At 42.9% G+C, this 16,673-nt stretch carries 19 protein-coding genes; 14 read left to right on the top strand and 5 right to left on the bottom strand.

Going from position 1 to position 16,673, the window contains the following annotated elements; genetic code table 11:
- The first annotated feature begins 10 nt into the window (after positions 1–10).
- Positions 11–283: a UPF0223 family protein gene (locus ACGTNI_RS07555; protein ID WP_394461239.1), complete on the top strand. Its 273-nt coding sequence runs from the start codon at positions 11–13 to the stop codon at positions 281–283.
- 97 nt (positions 284–380) lie between these two features.
- Here ACGTNI_RS07555 and ACGTNI_RS07550 read toward each other — a convergent pair whose 3' ends face one another.
- Positions 381–1,013: a YktB family protein gene (locus tag ACGTNI_RS07550; RefSeq protein ID WP_394461237.1), complete on the bottom strand. Its 633-nt coding sequence runs from the start codon at positions 1,011–1,013 to the stop codon at positions 381–383.
- Between the two features lie 192 nt (positions 1,014–1,205).
- Here ACGTNI_RS07550 and ACGTNI_RS07545 point away from each other — a divergent pair, with 192 nt between their 5' ends.
- Both ACGTNI_RS07545 and ACGTNI_RS07540 read left to right on the top strand, forming a co-directional pair.
- Positions 1,206–1,394, top strand: a complete 189-nt coding sequence (locus ACGTNI_RS07545) for a YkzI domain-containing protein (RefSeq protein ID WP_394461235.1) — start codon at positions 1,206–1,208, stop codon at positions 1,392–1,394.
- Positions 1,395–1,609: 215 nt separating this feature from the next.
- Entirely contained in the window at positions 1,610–2,416 is an 807-nt protein-coding gene (locus ACGTNI_RS07540) for an inositol monophosphatase family protein (RefSeq protein WP_394461233.1), read from the top strand.
- 27 nt (positions 2,417–2,443) lie between these two features.
- Here the strand turns inward: ACGTNI_RS07540 and ACGTNI_RS07535 are convergent, their stop codons facing one another.
- Positions 2,444–2,617 carry a DUF5325 family protein gene (locus tag ACGTNI_RS07535; protein ID WP_166761358.1) on the bottom strand — a complete coding sequence of 58 codons (174 nt, stop codon included), beginning with the start codon at positions 2,615–2,617 and terminating at the stop codon, positions 2,444–2,446.
- A 153-nt stretch (positions 2,618–2,770) separates the two neighbouring features.
- On the opposite strand from ACGTNI_RS07535, the gene ACGTNI_RS07530 reads away from it, so the two are divergent.
- Both ACGTNI_RS07530 and ACGTNI_RS07525 read left to right on the top strand, forming a co-directional pair.
- A complete protein-coding gene (locus tag ACGTNI_RS07530) occupies positions 2,771–3,142 on the top strand; it encodes a YlaH-like family protein (protein ID WP_394461231.1) in 372 nt (123 codons plus the stop codon).
- Positions 3,143–3,160: 18 nt separating this feature from the next.
- Complete coding sequence (locus tag ACGTNI_RS07525; RefSeq protein ID WP_394461229.1) at positions 3,161–3,445, top strand: hypothetical protein; 285 nt, start codon at positions 3,161–3,163, stop codon at positions 3,443–3,445.
- 120 nt (positions 3,446–3,565) lie between these two features.
- Here ACGTNI_RS07525 and ACGTNI_RS07520 read toward each other — a convergent pair whose 3' ends face one another.
- Positions 3,566–3,769, bottom strand: a complete 204-nt coding sequence (locus ACGTNI_RS07520) for a YlaI family protein (protein WP_085507980.1) — start codon at positions 3,767–3,769, stop codon at positions 3,566–3,568.
- Between the two features lie 212 nt (positions 3,770–3,981).
- Here ACGTNI_RS07520 and ACGTNI_RS07515 point away from each other — a divergent pair, with 212 nt between their 5' ends.
- Both ACGTNI_RS07515 and ACGTNI_RS07510 read left to right on the top strand, forming a co-directional pair.
- Positions 3,982–4,434: a pyridoxamine 5'-phosphate oxidase family protein gene (locus ACGTNI_RS07515; RefSeq protein WP_394461226.1), complete on the top strand. Its 453-nt coding sequence runs from the start codon at positions 3,982–3,984 to the stop codon at positions 4,432–4,434.
- 73 nt (positions 4,435–4,507) lie between these two features.
- On the top strand, positions 4,508–4,789 hold the full coding sequence (locus ACGTNI_RS07510; protein ID WP_062445655.1) for a YbyB family protein: 282 nt from the start codon (positions 4,508–4,510) through the stop codon (positions 4,787–4,789).
- Positions 4,790–4,823: 34 nt separating this feature from the next.
- Here ACGTNI_RS07510 and ACGTNI_RS07505 read toward each other — a convergent pair whose 3' ends face one another.
- Positions 4,824–5,432, bottom strand: coding sequence for a YhcN/YlaJ family sporulation lipoprotein (locus ACGTNI_RS07505; protein WP_139823823.1), 609 nt, complete (start codon positions 5,430–5,432; stop codon positions 4,824–4,826).
- A 121-nt stretch (positions 5,433–5,553) separates the two neighbouring features.
- Between ACGTNI_RS07505 and ACGTNI_RS07500 the strand changes: the two genes are divergently transcribed.
- Positions 5,554–6,876 (top strand): PhoH family protein, encoded by a 1,323-nt coding sequence (locus ACGTNI_RS07500; RefSeq protein WP_394461222.1) that lies wholly within the window; start codon positions 5,554–5,556, stop codon positions 6,874–6,876.
- 77 nt (positions 6,877–6,953) lie between these two features.
- Here ACGTNI_RS07500 and ACGTNI_RS07495 read toward each other — a convergent pair whose 3' ends face one another.
- Positions 6,954–7,442 (bottom strand): hypothetical protein, encoded by a 489-nt coding sequence (locus ACGTNI_RS07495; protein WP_394461220.1) that lies wholly within the window; start codon positions 7,440–7,442, stop codon positions 6,954–6,956.
- 86 nt (positions 7,443–7,528) lie between these two features.
- On the opposite strand from ACGTNI_RS07495, the gene glsA reads away from it, so the two are divergent.
- The 6 genes from glsA to coxB all read left to right on the top strand — a co-directional run bounded on the left by glsA (position 7,529) and on the right by coxB (position 16,630).
- A complete protein-coding gene (gene glsA / locus ACGTNI_RS07490; protein ID WP_394461218.1) occupies positions 7,529–8,461 on the top strand; it encodes a glutaminase A in 933 nt (310 codons plus the stop codon).
- Positions 8,462–8,907: 446 nt separating this feature from the next.
- The gene (locus tag ACGTNI_RS07485; RefSeq protein ID WP_085507993.1) at positions 8,908–9,189 is read left to right on the top strand and encodes an Fpa/YlaN family protein; all 282 of its coding nucleotides are present in this window, start codon (positions 8,908–8,910) and stop codon (positions 9,187–9,189) included.
- Between the two features lie 272 nt (positions 9,190–9,461).
- On the top strand, positions 9,462–10,661 hold the full coding sequence (gene ftsW / locus ACGTNI_RS07480; RefSeq protein WP_394461216.1) for a putative lipid II flippase FtsW: 1,200 nt from the start codon (positions 9,462–9,464) through the stop codon (positions 10,659–10,661).
- A complete protein-coding gene (gene pyc, locus ACGTNI_RS07475; RefSeq protein ID WP_394461214.1) occupies positions 10,658–14,101 on the top strand; it encodes a pyruvate carboxylase in 3,444 nt (1,147 codons plus the stop codon). The genes ftsW and pyc overlap by 4 nt, the downstream gene beginning before the upstream one ends.
- Positions 14,102–14,572: 471 nt before the next feature.
- Positions 14,573–15,505, top strand: coding sequence for a heme o synthase (gene cyoE / locus ACGTNI_RS07470; RefSeq protein ID WP_394461212.1), 933 nt, complete (start codon positions 14,573–14,575; stop codon positions 15,503–15,505).
- An 81-nt stretch (positions 15,506–15,586) separates the two neighbouring features.
- Positions 15,587–16,630, top strand: coding sequence for a cytochrome c oxidase subunit II (gene coxB, locus ACGTNI_RS07465; protein ID WP_085508000.1), 1,044 nt, complete (start codon positions 15,587–15,589; stop codon positions 16,628–16,630).
- Positions 16,631–16,673 lie beyond the last annotated feature (43 nt).

Here is a 16,673-nt window from a genome sequence, read left to right as displayed (position 1 = left end):
GGATTCCAGTATGAATTATACCTATCCTATCGATGAAACCTGGTCCAAACAGGAAATTATCGATGTCGTCAATTTTTATTCGTTAGTAGAGCAGGCATATGAGAAAAGTGTAAAAAGGGACGAGCTGATGCTTGCCTATACACGCTTCAAACAGATTGTACCTTCCAAGAGTGAAGAAAAGCAATTATGCGGTAAGTTCGAGAAAGAATCCGGTTACTCCTGCTACCGAACGGTGAAAAAAGCAAAAGAATTGAAAAACGGAGATAAAGTAAGCATGTCCTAATAAAAAGTCTGACCCTAATGCCATTTTGGCTAAGGTCAGACTTTTTTAATAAAAGTGAGTCGCTTATCTTGCTGATCAACTCTGCATGGGCATGCGATCAGGCTTGTTTTGCCATGCGGTACAGAGGTTCGAGTGTTTCGAATGCGCCCTTGCAGCGGGCAAGAAACTTATCAGCATCTTTCAAAACCGGGTCATTACGATCGATATTCAGACCACAAAGCAGCTCAGCCTTCTTGACATTTTCCAGCCGATCGACTATCTCACTGAATTTTTCATCCGTCAATTCTTTTTGAGGAAGGACATCCGGCTTCGTGTGATCGATCGACCATACAAAGTCTTCGGGTATTTCTTTTCGGATTTGGTAATCTTCTTTCTTGATTGCTTTAGCAAAGTCCTGTTTTACGGGACTTTCGTAAATGACTGCGAACCAGACAAATACATGTGTTTCCCATAATCCGATTTGGAAATGAGGAAGTTTTTTATACCCCCGGTTATTGTTAGCAAGCGCTGCCCATGTATCTTCCGGTGGATTTTTCGTACGTCGGGCATGTTTGGCGACGTGAACAAACATTTCATCTCCGGTCAGAGCCGTTACATCCGGTGCGAGCTCAGTGGCAATCGCTTCGAGTTTCGGTGAAACTTGTGACCGGAGCACTTCCATTCGTTCCTCGAGACCAGGTATCGTGAATACATCAAAGTCCTTATCGGTAAACCCGTTAAAACGCTCCATGTACCATCAACTCCTAAACAATTTTGCTAATTGAAAGTTTACCATAGTATAGCCAAACTGCTAAATAATACGTTCTATTGGTTTGAAACCCGGTGAGATTGGTTAAATAAAAGTAAATAAAAACACATACCGAATAAGCAAACTGCTCATATAAATAGACAAAAGAGGGTTTCGACAAAGGGAGGGTAAACAATGAAGCGTGTTATGGAAGCGTTGTGGCAAAGAGAGGCTGAAGAGAAACTTCCCGTCATCCGTCTGGAAATAGATTATGAACTAATGACTTTATATGATGCGATGATGGAGGAGGATGAAGAGCAAATAGCCATAAGCAAGCAACGATTGAATGAACTGCGTTCCGAGCTACTTCAATGGATGGCATAAACAGGGCAGCTTATTAGTTGCTCTTTTTTTGTACTTTAAGAAAGTGTAAAGGATTAAAGTATAAGAAAACATGGAGGCTTTCGCATAAGTAATAGGCGACAAGTCAAATTTTTCTAATATATAATGAGTAAAAGAAATAAGTGTATGATATGGTAGATATTTGTTAGGCTAATCATACAGTATTTTTACGCTAAAACGTTAAAGGAGTTCTTGTCATGGAAACACAAACAAAGCAAAAACTATTCGAACAGGCGAGATCATGGGTGCTGGAAGCAGGGGAAAACATTCGTCAGCAGATGGAGCAGCCATTTAAGGTGGAGACCAAAGCGGGTCCCAATGATCTTGTGACAGAACTAGACAAAGAAACAGAAAAATTCTTTGTTGAGAAAATAAACTCCACATACCCGGATCATAAGCTGTTTGGAGAAGAAGGGTTCGGGGATGAAATAAAGACTCTTGATGGAACCGTATGGATCGTCGATCCCATTGACGGTACCATGAATTTCGTTCATCAAAAGCGGAACTTCGCTATATCAGTCGGGATTTATCAAGACGGAGTGGGAGAAATTGGAATCATATATGATGTCATGGCTGACGTCCTTTATACAGGGATTCGGGGAGAAGGTGCTTATAAGAACGGAAAGCGACTGGACTCTCTGAGTAAGCCTCAATCATTGGAAAGTTCGATTTTATGTATCAACTCGTTCTGGGCGTTACGCAATAAACGGGTGAGTGAAGAAGGAATTCACCGACTTGTTGAAACAGTAAGAGGGACACGTTCCTTTGGTTCAGCAGCACTGGAATTTGCATATGTTGCGGAAGGTATTATTGATGGTTATTTGACGATGAGTCTGATGCCGTGGGATATAGCGGCAGGAATTGTCATCGTTGATGAAGCCGGAGGAATAACCACCCAGGCTGATGGAGAGCCAGTCAATATGCTCGAGAAAAACTCCATCCTGACGTCTCATAAGGACATCCACAAAGAAATTGTCAGTGAGTATATCGAATTGAAGAAATAACAAATAAAAACGATCGTGACTCTGTAGTCACGATCGTTTTTTTCGTTTAGCAGCTATGCCAAAACCCATAACCCCAAAGCCAAGCAAAAGAAACAGTCCGGCTAGCCAGAAGTTCTTCATACCCAGGGCGAATCCTACAAATACAAAACAAAGGATCGCTAAAAAAGCGGTAAACATCCTTTTCCAGTCTATTTTTCCCATAACTATCACCTCTTTTATATGTACTATTCAAGTATAGCTGAGTTATCGTTTGTTGAAAATGGTCGAATCCTAAGGGGAGTCCTGATAATTTCTTCTAGCGCCAGCTGCATTTGTTTAGTATGATGGAGACAAGAGAGAACAAGGGGGAACATCATGAACGAGGATAATGTTTTAAATGTACCCAATGATTTATGGCCGATAGCAGATTTCTTCTTCCAGGGCTTGGGTACAGAAGTGAATATGAATAATGAAAATGAAGTAGCCTTGCTTTTCCGTGGCTTCTTTTTATTGTATTTGACCGTCGTCATCCTGGCGATCGTTACTTTCAAGCTTGGTTTTGCAAGGAAACTTCCTTTAATACAGAACATTATTGTATATGCTGTATTAATTATTGGTACTTTCTTTTTGACGCTGATTCTGGGCTTAAACCTCCCGATTGCGGAAAGTCTGCTTGCTTCTGCAGTCGTATTAGGGATTTACCGACTCCGGCTCCATAGGGAACGAAGTGGAAGAAACGAAGGATAACTTAAGGAGAGTGAAGGAATGCGCTCACTGCAGGATGCTGTTTATAATTGGCTTACCATCAAAGTAGTTGCCGAAAACCGTCCCGACGACCTGTCTGCAAACGAAACAGCCGATTTTTTTTACGAAATGCTGAAGGAAGATCATAACTTGACAGACATAGAAATCCATCGGGATGAAGAAATGTACCAAGTGGAATGCAAGACAGAGGAAGAAGTGCGCAAGTTCCGCTTTCCGACTGAACTAATTGAACTGATCCTTAACCAGATTGAAGAAGAGCCACATAAATTTAAAAATTATCATTAATACTAGAAGAACTTGGGTTGTCGCCAAGTCGTCACTATGACTTAATAAAGTAAAACATTCTTCATGTACAACAAAGGCTGACCTAGATAGAGAAGTGAATCTCTCCGGTCAGCCCTTTTTCTAACTAAGATATTTTTCTGTTTTCCGCTCTTTGTAGATGCGGAAGTCGCCAGTTGCCAATCTTTGTTTAGTTTTTTCCTCAATACGATCATGGCAGCTTGGACACATGTACGTAGTGAGGCGTCGGTTTCTCAGCCGTTTTGCCTGTAGGCAGTTACTGTCGATATTGTTTATATCATCACAAATGACACATTTTACTCGCATAATTTCACCTCAGTTAATCATTGGTTTCTTTCTGATACAGGCTCATCCAAAAGACAAAGCCTGATTTTCACGAGGGCTTTTATTTATAGTAGTTCACCTATTAGCTTGAAAGCCTATAGTAAAAGTATAACATACCGTATATAGACACGCATTAAAGCAAAGGTTTATCAGTTATACCTCAAGGCTGGTTTAAACATAAAGGAGGAATAAGAATGGCGAATCAAGTAGAACAAGCTTTAAACGAGAAGCAATATGAACTGCTGCAACAAGAAACATTTATGTTGTTATCCACTTATCATGAAGAGACGCGTTCTCCGATGGTGAATGCGATCAGCTGGGTATATGCCAAAGACAGAAGAACCCTTGTATTCGCAGTTGATAATCGTTCGGTCATTGTCCGGAATATCAAATCCGCCCCCAAAATCGTGTTGACTTTAATTGATGCAGACTCCACTTATTCCATTAAAGGAGAGGGAAAGGTGCTGACCGAACGAATCGAAGAAATTCCATTGAAGCTTGCCAAAATTGAAGTGGACATTGAAGAAGTAAGGGATGTCATGTTTTACGGAGCGAAAATTTCTAAAGGACCTGACTATGATAAAACATATGATGAGAAAGCTGCGGCCAAGCTGGATCGCCAGGTTATGACCTCCTTAAAGGATTAACCAGAAAAATACTGTTTCAAATAAATACATTTCGGGAAGTGTATGTACAGAAGACCAAGAAAGGATGATTTCTTTGAGGAAAAGATGGATTTTTTCAACGGTAGGTGCACTAGGCGCAGGTACTTTAGCATACTTGCTGAAGGACGAAGAACGCCGGGGTCAATGGAAAGGGAAAGCGCAGTCACTTTTCACCAAGTCTAATGGCAGTGATTTACCAGTAGAAGCAGCTGGAAATCCGCAGGAAGACAATCACGAAAATACTAAGATGGTGTCCGAAGGTTCTCAATTCGGGGTCCAGTATTATAATGAACTGACCGAAAAAGAACGAGAAATACTTGAAAAAGCAAACAGCTAAATCCTGCAAAGGATTTAGCTGTTCTTTTTTTGGTTTAATTATTTTCTTTGTTCAAATGTTCGTTGGATTGCTCTTCTTCGATTTCATCCAGCTTCTGTTCTTCTCTTTCAGGAACAGATTCTTTATTCGGATCAGGCTCTTCCGGGCGGTCGTCATCAATTGGCATTTCCGGCATGTAACGGCCGACAATGGCACTTAATTCTTCACTAATGGCCTGAATCGGATGGCCTTCCTGCAGTTTGTTGTTCAATTGCCTGATGCGTTCTACACCATCTGCATCGGCAACAACAACTGCTTGTTTTCCGTATGGGTCATGTTTCAATGATTCTCCTACAGAATATTTAATCGTGCCCACCCGGGACCGATCTAATTCCTTATCAACGTCTATGCCCACCACAACATAAGGACCTAGCACAATCGCAGTAGCATCATGCACATTTGGGACTTCTGTTGCCAGTTTAGCTAAGTGTTGCGCAATCTCCTGGTTGGAACGATCTTCCTTTTCTATAGGATCTGAATCTTTTACCATCAACGGTTCTGTTCCATCACGCTCTTGCTGTAATGTTTCCGGATCGTCGTTCTGACAAGCCGTCAAAGCGAATAAAGCAGTCAATATCAAGGCGTTAAGCATATGTTTTTTCATTGTAAGTTCACCTTCTTTTTTTACTAGCGTTTGTCAGGTCGTCTATCCTTATGCATCGGAACATATAAATGAGGTAAGAACCCATGAAACCCTTCAACCTGATATATAGGAGGCGTACTGTTTGAAAAAAATTTATGTCTTGGATACGAACGTCCTGCTTCAGGATCCAAACGCAATTTATACTTTTGAGGATAATGAAGTCATCATTCCAGCCGTCGTATTAGAAGAAGTGGATACGAAGAAAAGAATCATGGAGGAAATAGGCCGCAATGCAAGGCAGGTGTCGCGTATCATTGATAGGCTTCGCGTGAAAGGTGAACTGCACAAAGGGATTCTGCTTCGCAATGGAGGTAAATTGAAAATCGAATTGAACCACCGATCTTATCAAAAAATGGAAGAAATATTTGTAGAAAAAACAAATGATAACCGGATCTTGGCAGTAGCGCTGAATTTGCACGAAGAAGAAAAACAAAAGAAAGACGGCAAACAGGTGATACTTGTTTCGAAAGATATGTTGATGCGGGTGAAAGCGGATGCGATGGGGATACCAGCTGAAGACTTTCTAAATGAACGGGCCATACACAAAGATGAAATATACCCAGGCTTTTCCGAACTTTATGCTGAAAAAGAAGTCCTGGACCGCTTTTACAAAGATGGACAGCTTCCCATCCAGGAATTGACACGGTCTTATTACCCGAATGAATTTTTTATTTTAAAAAACCGGAACAACCCGTCCCAATCAGCAATGGGAATGGTAAACCAACAGGGATTTTTAAAACCCTGCCAATTTTCCAATGAACATGTGTGGGGAATTAAACCAAGAAATGCGCAGCAGATAATGGCGATGGAACTGCTGCTAAGACGGGACATACCATTAGTGACGATGACGGGGAAAGCTGGGACAGGCAAAACGCTGCTGGCACTGGCCGCCGGATTAATGCAAATTGAAGATTTAGGATTGTATAAAAAGATGTTAGTAGCACGTCCGATTGTACCACTGGGGAAAGATTTAGGTTATCTTCCAGGAGAGAAAGATGAAAAGCTGAGACCGTGGGTCCAGCCGATATATGATAACCTGGAGCATTTATTCAATGTGAAAAAGCCGGGTGAGCTGGACGGCATTTTATCAGGTCTTGGTTCGATACAAGTAGAAGCATTGACTTACATCAGGGGCAGAAGTATACCTGATCAGCTCATACTAATTGATGAAGCGCAGAACCTTACCCGCCATGAAGTAAAAACAATCCTGACACGAATCGGGGAGGGAAGCAAAATTGTCCTTCTTGGAGACACTCAGCAGATCGACCATCCTTATTTAGACGAATATAATAATGGGCTTATGCATGTGGTGGAGAAATTCAAGCATCATAATTTGAGCGGACATGTGAAGCTGATAAAAGGGGAACGTTCACCACTCGCCCAGCTCGCAGCCGACTTCTTGTAAAGATACGATAAATAATAAGCTGGCAGGCAGGAGACTTGAGCAAACCTGCCAGCCAGCTTAATTTGTATGGGTGCAAATTAGTTGAAGATGATTTTCTTAACGCCTGTGACCGGCTCGTTTTTGTTGCTTCCGTCTGCCCAATAGAGATGAATTGGCCCGTCTTCTTTAAGGGGACGGCCTTCAACAGAAAACAACGCAAGTGCCTGCCTCATGTCTTCGATTGACACTTCTTTGTTGCCTTTTGTTGTTTCTAACGTAACGCCTTTCGAATCATTGGCAGGTTCGCTTGTCTTAATAAAAGGTTTTAAATCCATTAAATATGTCTCTTTTAGGATTTTTTCTTTCTCAAAACGGGAAATACTCCTATTAACGGGTGGGTCGATTTTTTGTTGGTAAATTTCACGATCCCAACGCATGGAAGCTTTCTGGAGTTCATCTTCCTCCGTATTTTCTTTATCAACCGTACCGAATGCTTCTTCCATAGTTACCTTCCGATCATCAAAGATCCAGACGGTCGGATCCAGAGTAATTGGATAGTTCACATTTCCTGCTATTTGGACAATCATGGCAAGGGCCACCTTTCAATAAAATAATCACCATAATTCAGAATAGCAAAAAATTGTAATCATTGCACCCGAAGGAGGTAATAAAAGTGGCCAAAAATTTAACGAAAGAAGTATTAGAAGATTGGCTGGAAAACGTAAGACCCTTAGCGAGAGATGGAAAGGTCGCAGACTATATACCTGCATTAGCGAAGCAGGACCCCGACGAACTGGCAGTCGCTGTCTATGATCTGAATGGAGAATGTGTCAGCGCCGGGAACCTTGTCTGTTGTTTTACACTGCAAAGTATCTCCAAAGTATTTTCCCTTGCTTTAGCTTTAATGGACAATGGAGAAGAATATGTCTTCGACCGTGTTGGCATGGAGCCGACCGGAGACCCATTCCACTCGATTTATCGACTGGAGCAGCATGCACCTTCAAAACCCCTGAACCCGATGATTAATGCCGGCGCCCTGGCTGTAACCAATATGATTCACGGGGCAACGCCTGATGAAAAAGTAGGGAGACTGCTCAGCTTCATTCATGAAATGACAGATGACCAGTCTATTCGGTATAACGAAGACGTGGCGGTGTCTGAATTCCAGACAGCATACTTGAATCGCTCCCTTTGCTACTATATGAAACAGCATGGCGTAATTGAGGGAAGTGTGGAAGAAAACCTGGATGCTTATACGAAACAGTGTGCAATTGAAGTAAACATCCATCACCTCGCCCGTATCGGTGCTATTTTTGCCAATGATGGCAAAGACCTAGAGTCTGGAAGGCAAATCATTCCAAGGCATTTGGCCCGTATATGTAAAACATTCATGGTGACGTGTGGCATGTACGATGCTTCTGGTTCTTTTGCCATCCGGGTAGGAATACCAGCGAAAAGTGGTGTATCCGGAGCAGTGGTTGGTTCGGTTAACGGCTTTGGCGGGATCGCCGTATACGGGGCAGCTCTCGACGAGAAAGGAAACAGCGTTGTCGGCTTAAAGCTATTGGAACTCCTCGCCAACCGCTATGATTTATCTATTTTTTAGGTTCTGTTATCCGTTACGGTAGTAACGGTGTGGAGGTCCGGGAAATCACTTGCTTTCCGTGGGCATGTGGTGAGCTTCCTCAGGCTTCGCCTTGCGGGATCTCACCGCTCATGTTCATCCCACTGGACTTTGAATAAGCTTCTTGAAAAAACACCGCACGAAGGAAATGCGTAGCATTTTCGAGGAGTCTCGCAATTTCCCGGACCTCCTTGCGTTTATGAGAGAAACGGAAGCATCGGTATATCGTTCTTCAAACCAAGAGTGAGCTATGCACGAAAAACAAAGTTTAACAGAGCCATTTTTTAAAAGACAATATTATAGCATTCAGGCACGAGAAAAAGGATAAAAGGGATAGGTTTTGAAGTTTGACATATATCTTATATTGCAATTTGGCGGGACAGACGATAATATAGTAGATAGAAGTCTGTTATTGGAGGGGATTTTTGATGTTATCTGATTTGGCTGTAGATCATCGCGAAAAAGCCTACGCCCTTCTCAAGGCTGATGCAGATAAGATCTTGAAGTTAATCAAGGTTCAAATGGATAATCTGACAATGCCACAATGTCCTTTATATGAAGAAGTTTTAGATACACAAATGTTCGGGCTGTCACGTGAAATCGATTTCGCGGTACGACTCGATCTAATAACCGAGGAGGAAGGCAAAGCTTTGCTGGATAACTTGGAACAACAGTTGAATGTATTACATGAAGCTGCACAGAAATCTTGATATATAAGCTCAAATTGCGACAGCTAATGTTGTGATTTGGGTTTTTTTATACTTTGAGAAAGGATTATTTTAGAAGAGATACGAAGGCTTTTTCGATAAGGACCTGGCGATAAGCCAAGCATTTAAATTACGTAATGTAAACCTTTGGCGTCACACCAGGGCTTTTCTAATTTCTATATCATACATAACACGACAGCTATAAAAATACTTGGTTATAAAAAGAAGGAATTTTGCGACGAATCTAGTAAAATATTATAGAGGGATGGAACGTAATGCGACAAAAATTGAAAAATATCGACTTTACATTGTTTATCATACCGATTATTTTAACCGGTTTTGGTGCCGTAATGATCTATAGCGCCAGCATGGTTTATGCCCCCGTGATGATGGATACCTCCAGTTTTCACTTTTTGCAAAAACAGCTGATGTGGGGAGTAATCGGCATAGGCCTTCTGTTCTTTTTCACTATTTTTCCATATAGACATTTGCAGCGCATGACTAAACTGATTGTATTATTAATGATATTCATGCTGGTGGGACTTTTCTTTTTCGGTAAGAATGTCAACAATGCGACTTCCTGGTATGACTTAAAATTCATGAGTTTTCAGCCAGCTGAATTTGTTAAAATCGGATTGATTATATACCTGTCTGCAATTTATGCGAAAAAACAGCGTTATATAGATGAATTCGGTAAAGCCGTCCTTCCGCCTTTGATTTTGACAAGCTTGATTCTGGGTTTAATTGTATTGCAACCTGATATTGGTACTGCTGCAATCATAGGATTGATTGCCAGCTTTGTCATCGCGAGCTCCGGGATTAAAGGTAAACATATAGCTTTATTGATCGGGGTTACACTGGTATTCGTATTGCTGCTGGCTCCGCAAATGGTTACAGACGAACGGTTATCCCGTTTTACAGGGGCATTCCAGCCGTTTGAAACACCAGATGGGGACGGCTATCATTTAATCCAATCCTATGTAGCAATCGGAACAGGCGGGTTATTTGGTGAAGGCCTGGGACAAGGTGTGCAGAAGTTAGGCTTCCTTCCTGAGCCGCATACCGATTTCATCATGGCAGTCATTGCGGAAGAATTAGGCTTCATTGGTGTCATTATTGTTGTAGGACTGCTGGGGGGACTCGTACTGAGAGGATTATACATATCCAGACAGTGCAAGGATACGTTCGGTTCCCTGCTTGCACTCGGAATTTCAGCGATGATCGGTATCCAGGCATTCATCAATCTTGGTGCCATGTCCGGTATGCTGCCAATCACCGGTGTGCCGTTGCCATTTGTAAGCTATGGCGGTTCCTCCTTATTGATTATGATGCTCTCTGTCGGTATCTTGAATAATGTCGCACTCACCGTCCATGTAAAAGAAGAACAGACAAAAGATCGTCGGCCAGTGCCGGCCGGTAAAAGTACTACGATTCAAAACACTAATCAACCAGAACGACAAGGAGTGAGATCATGACTGAAACTAGAAAAATCAATAAAGTTTTAGTAGCAAACCGAGGCGAAATCGCTATCCGTGTTTTCCGTGCCTGTACAGAAATGAATATTCGTACGGTGGCGGTTTATTCAAAAGAAGACACTGGTGCTTTCCACCGTTATAAAGCGGATGAAGCCTATCTTGTCGGTGAAGGTAAAAAGCCGATTGATGCCTATTTGGATATCGAAGGGATTATTGAAATTGCAAAAAACGTAGGAGTAGATGCGATCCATCCAGGTTATGGCTTTTTATCTGAAAACATTCATTTCGCCCGTCGCTGTGAAGAAGAAGGAATCATTTTTATCGGGCCTTCCAGTGAGCATTTGAATATGTTTGGAGATAAAGTAAAAGCCAGGGATCAGGCTGTCCAGGCAGGTATACCCGTTATTCCGGGAACAGACGGACCGGTTTCGAGCTTTGATGAAGTGAAAGAATTTGGGGAGAAACATGGATATCCTATCATCATTAAGGCAGCTTTAGGAGGCGGCGGCCGAGGCATGCGTATTGTCAGAAGCGCTGATAACGTCCACGAAGCCTATGATCGTGCCAAATCAGAAGCCAAGGCGGCATTTGGCAGTGATGAGGTTTATGTCGAGCGGTTAATCGAACAGCCGAAACATATTGAAGTTCAAATTCTCGGGGACGTAGACCAGAATATCGTCCACTTGTATGAACGTGACTGCTCGGTGCAGCGTCGCCACCAGAAAGTGGTCGAAGTAGCCCCGAGTGTGTCACTTACAGTAACTTTAAGAGAAGAGATTTGTGAAGCAGCAGTAAAGCTGATGAAAAATGTGAATTATATCAACGCCGGGACAGTAGAATTCCTGGTGACCGATAATGAATATTTCTTTATTGAAGTCAACCCACGAGTGCAGGTAGAGCATACGATCACCGAATTGATTACCGGGGTCGACATCGTACAGACGCAAATCCGGATCTCGGAAGGGTATAACCTCCATGAAGAACAGATCGCCATACCTCAGCAATCCGAGATACGGACCCATGGATATGCCATCCAGTCCCGTGTTACTACAGAAGATCCATTGAATAATTTCATGCCGGATACAGGAAAAATCATGGCTTACCGTTCCGGCGGCGGTTTCGGAGTGCGGCTTGATGCAGGTAACGGCTTCCAGGGAGCTGTCATTTCCCCGTTTTATGATTCGTTACTTGTCAAGGTTTCCACTTGGGCGCTTACATTTGATCAGGCAGCCAAGAAGATGGTGCGTAACCTTCGGGAATTCCGTATTCGCGGTATCAAGACGAACATTCCGTTTCTGGAGAACGTCATCCAGCACAATCAGTTCCTGTCTGGGGAGTATGATACAACATTCATTGACCGCTCCCCTGAGTTATTCGTCTTTCCGAAACGAAAAGACCGTGGTACAAAAATGCTTAATTATATTGCAGACCGGACGGTCAATGGTTTTGAAGGGTTAGAAAATAAGAAAAAACCGGTGTATGCCAAGCCAAGAATCCCTAAAGTGAAATATTCTGAACCGATACAGGAAGGGACCAAGCAAATATTGGACCAGCAGGGTCCGGATGGCCTGGCGAACTGGCTGAAAGAACGGAATGAGGTATTGCTGACAGATACTACGTTCCGGGACGCCCATCAGTCCTTGCTGGCGACGAGGGTTCGTACAAAAGATTTGGAGACAATAGCTGAACCTACTGCACGTCTTTTGCCTGAGTTGTTTTCTGTGGAAATGTGGGGAGGAGCGACATTTGATGTGGCGTCACGTTTCCTGAAAGAAGACCCATGGCAGCGTTTGTTGAAGCTGCGTGAAAAGATGCCGAATGTACTATTCCAGATGCTTTTACGTGCGAGTAATGCGGTAGGTTATAAAAACTATCCGGATAACCTGATCCGTGAGTTTGTTGAAAAGAGCGCTACAGCGGGCATCGATGTCTTCCGTATCTTTGACAGTCTTAACTGGATTGATGGCATGAAGCTGGCCATCGATTCCGTCAGGGAAAACGATAAGGTTGCAGAAGCAGCCCTTTGTTATACAGGGGATATTCTCGATTCCTCCCGTCCTAAATACGACTTGGATTACTACGTCCGAATGGCAAAAGAATTGCAGAATGCCGGAGCCCATATTCTTGGAATTAAAGACATGGCGGGACTCTTGAAGCCTGAAGCTGCTTATCAGCTTGTATCCAGTTTGAAAGATTCGATCGAAATCCCGATTCATCTTCATACACATGATACGAGCGGGAATGGTATTTTCACCTATGCCCGCGCCGTTGAGGCAGGAGTGGATGTCGTGGACGTGGCAGCTGGCCCAATGGCAGGACTCACCTCCCAGCCTAGTGCGAGCAGTCTATATTATGCTTTAGAAGGCAATAACCGCAAACCGAACATGGACATTAAAGCATATGAAGAGCTAGGCCATTACTGGGAAGACATCCGAAATTATTACGCTGACTTTGAAAGCGGAATGAAATCACCGCATACGGAAGTTTATGAGCATGAAATGCCTGGCGGGCAATACAGCAACCTTCAGCAGCAGGCCAAGGCTGTCGGTCTCGCAAGTCGCTGGGATGAAGTAAAGAAGATGTACCGGAAAGTAAACGATATGTTCGGAGATGTTGTTAAAGTGACACCTTCCTCCAAAGTAGTCGGGGATATGGCATTGTTTATGGTACAGAATGATCTCACAGAAGACGATGTCTATGAAAAAGGAGATTCACTAGCATTTCCTGATTCCGTCGTCGAGTTCTTTGAAGGGTATTTAGGGCAGCCGTATCAAGGCTTTCCTGCTGAATTGCAGCGTATCGTATTGAAAGGCAGGAAACCGATTCAGGTCCGTCCGGGGGAACTGCTGCCACCGGTGGATTTCAAGGAATTACGGGACACCTTATTCCATTCACTGGATCGTCAAGTTACAAGTTTTGATATGATTACGTATGCACTCTATCCGAAAGTATTCATGGATCATCACCGCTTCTATGAACAATACGGAGATATGTCTGTATTGGATACTCCGACGTTTTTCTATGGCATGAGACTGGGTGAAGAAATCGAAGTGGAAATCGAGCAGGGGAAAACGCTGATCGTTAAACTTGTTTCTATTGGTGAAGCACAAGCCGATGCAACAAGAACGGTTTACTTCGAACTGAACGGCCAGCCACGGGAAGTGGTCGTCAAGGACAATAGCATAAAATCAGCTGTCCAGGAACGACCGAAGGCGGATAAATCCAACGATAAGCATATTGGTGCAAGTATGCCGGGCACCGTCATCCAAGTGTTGTCTGAAAAGGGTGAGAAAGTAGAGAAAGGTGATCACTTGATGATTACGGAAGCGATGAAGATGGAAACAACCGTCCAGGCTCCGTTTTCCGGTCAAATTAAAGATATATATGTTAAGAACAACGAGGCAATTCACGTAGGGGATCTATTGATTGAATTTGAATAAGTGGTAACACTAAGGGCTGGCCTCATCAAACAGGCCAGCCTTTTTTAATGGAAATCTCTTTGTCACATTTTTGTTTATTTTGTATTGTTAACAGCATGGAAATGTAAAAAACACTTGCAAATGAAGCTGTTGTTTGCTAGAAATATATAGGGGATATTGAAACGGAATAAACGTAAAAACCTTGATCTGAAGGCATTTCCAAGTCAATAGTAAAACATGGAGAAAGGCTGGATTGCCTTTTATTTTATTATGGGGGCATGTTTTCACAAATTTGTCACATCTTACAAAAATAATGTGATTAAATAGATTGAAAAGGTATTCCGTGATACAATGGCTTTGATGCCCCAAGGGCTATTTGAGAGGGTTCTTGCCCCTTCCATGATTTTTTTGAAACCCCACCCTAAAAAAACAGCTTCCATTTTATGTCGAACCATTGTTTTGTGAGGGAGGTTGAAGGAGGAAGATAAACTGATGAACAATACGAGAACAGTCGAGACGGCATCGTCACAAGCCATCAACCATTCGACTGTCAGCAAATCATCACTTTGGGCTGATATCATGAGTCTGATCAAGATAGGAATCATCAATTCCAATTTGATTACGACCTTTGCAGGCTTTTGGCTGGCCCTGCATTTTACCGGGTCATCCTTCATAGCTCATTGGCCGACATTTTTGCTTACGATGGTCGGAACCGCTTTCATTATAGCGGGAGGTTGTATCCTTAATAACTGGTATGATCGGGACATCGATCCTGTTATGTCACGAACGCAGACACGTGCTACTGTCACTGGTACGATCTCACTTTCCAATGTGAAGACAATGGGCATCGTCGTATCCATCGTTGGATTCTTATTATTGTTATTTACAACTGTTGAAGCTGCACTTCTCGGTGCTTTTGGGTGGTTTGTCTATGTAATTTTGTACACGATGTGGTCAAAGAGAAGGTATACGATCAATACGGTCATCGGGAGCTTTTCTGGAGCGGTTCCTCCGCTTATCGGCTGGGCTGCGATTGAACCAGGCCTTCGCCTTGAAGCGCTCATCCTATTTTTGATCATGTTCATTTGGCAGCCGCCTCACTTCTTAGCACTAGCTATGAAGAAGAAAGATGAGTATAAAGCGGCTAATATTCCGATGTTGCCAGTCGTCCACGGCTTCGGCATCACGAAACGTCAAATGGTCGTCTATGTGGCATGTCTGTTGCCACTGCCTATCTATTTAGCTTCACTGGGGATCACTTTTATGATTATCAGTGGTTTGTTGACAGCAGGCTGGCTGGTATTGGCACTGGCCGGTTTCAAGATGAAAGATGACATTAAATGGGCAACATGGATGTTCCTTTATTCCTTGTTATACCTGACCATCCTATTCCCATTGATGGTTATTGTCACACTGCCTTATTAATCAAATCAGATGATGGCATAGAAGCCATCATCTGATTATGAAATAAAAGTAAAGCTAAAAAGAGAAAGAGAGGTTGTATTCATGAAAGGATGGATGGGAAAATTCCGTGCTTTGTTCTTGCTCGGATCGCTCTCCTTGATCCTGTCAGGCTGTGGAGTTGATAAAGTCAGCGCACTTAAACCTGAAGGGTATGGAGCGGAACTACTATACGATTTGATGATTCTGAGTATTGCCATTATGATCTTTGTATTCATCGTCGTTATGGCCATTTACACATTTGTTCTGATTCGTTACCGTCAGAAAAAAGGGCAAGAGGATTATATTCCTAAACAAACCGAAGGTAACAAAATGCTTGAAATCATCTGGACAGTCATTCCGATTATTCTATTGTTAGTGCTTGCAGTACCAACAGTGACGGCTGTCTTTGACTTGGCAGAAGAGTCATCAGATGAAGCAGACATACGAATTGATGTCACCTCCGCACAATTCTGGTGGCAGTTCGATTATGCTGGCGAAGAAATTTCAACCAGCCAGGATTTATACATCCCTAAAGGGGAACGCGTATACTTAACGATGAAGTCAGCTGACGTCATCCATTCCTTCTGGGTGCCATCGATTGCAGGTAAAATCGATACGAACCCGGGGGATAACGAAAATACAATGTACCTGGAAGCAACAGAAGAAGGCGTCTATTGGGGACAATGTACTGAACTTTGCGGTCCTTCCCACTCCTTGATGGACTTCCGTGTCGTTGTTGTTAGTCCGGAAGAGTATGAACAGTGGGTAAGCGATATGCAAAATGCAGACCCTGAAGCTGAGCCTGAGACAGAGGTTGCACAAGAAGGTAAAGAAATCTTCGAAAACAACTGCTTAAGCTGTCACGCCATCGGTTCTCAGCCAAAAGGTGTCGGTCCTAACCTGACAAACTTCGGTGATCGTGCCAAAGTGGCAGGGATTCTGGAACCGACAAAAGAAAACATTGTAAATTGGATCCTGCATCCTAATGAAATCAAGCCAGGCAACACCATGCCTCCAAACCTTGTAAACGAAGAAGAAGCAGGTAAGGTGGCTGAATACTTGATGCAATTGAAGCCTTCAGAGGTAACACCGGAAAGTGCACAATAATTTAAAAGCTATGTGATATAGGTATTTAGTTTAGAGGGAGGTT

Source organism: Thalassobacillus sp. B23F22_16 (genome assembly GCF_043496955.1).
GTDB classification, from domain to species: Bacteria; Bacillota; Bacilli; order Bacillales; family Halobacillaceae; genus Thalassobacillus; species Thalassobacillus devorans_A.
The sequence above is the reverse complement of the archived record's forward strand: the minus strand, read 5'-3'. Positions and strand labels throughout refer to the sequence as shown.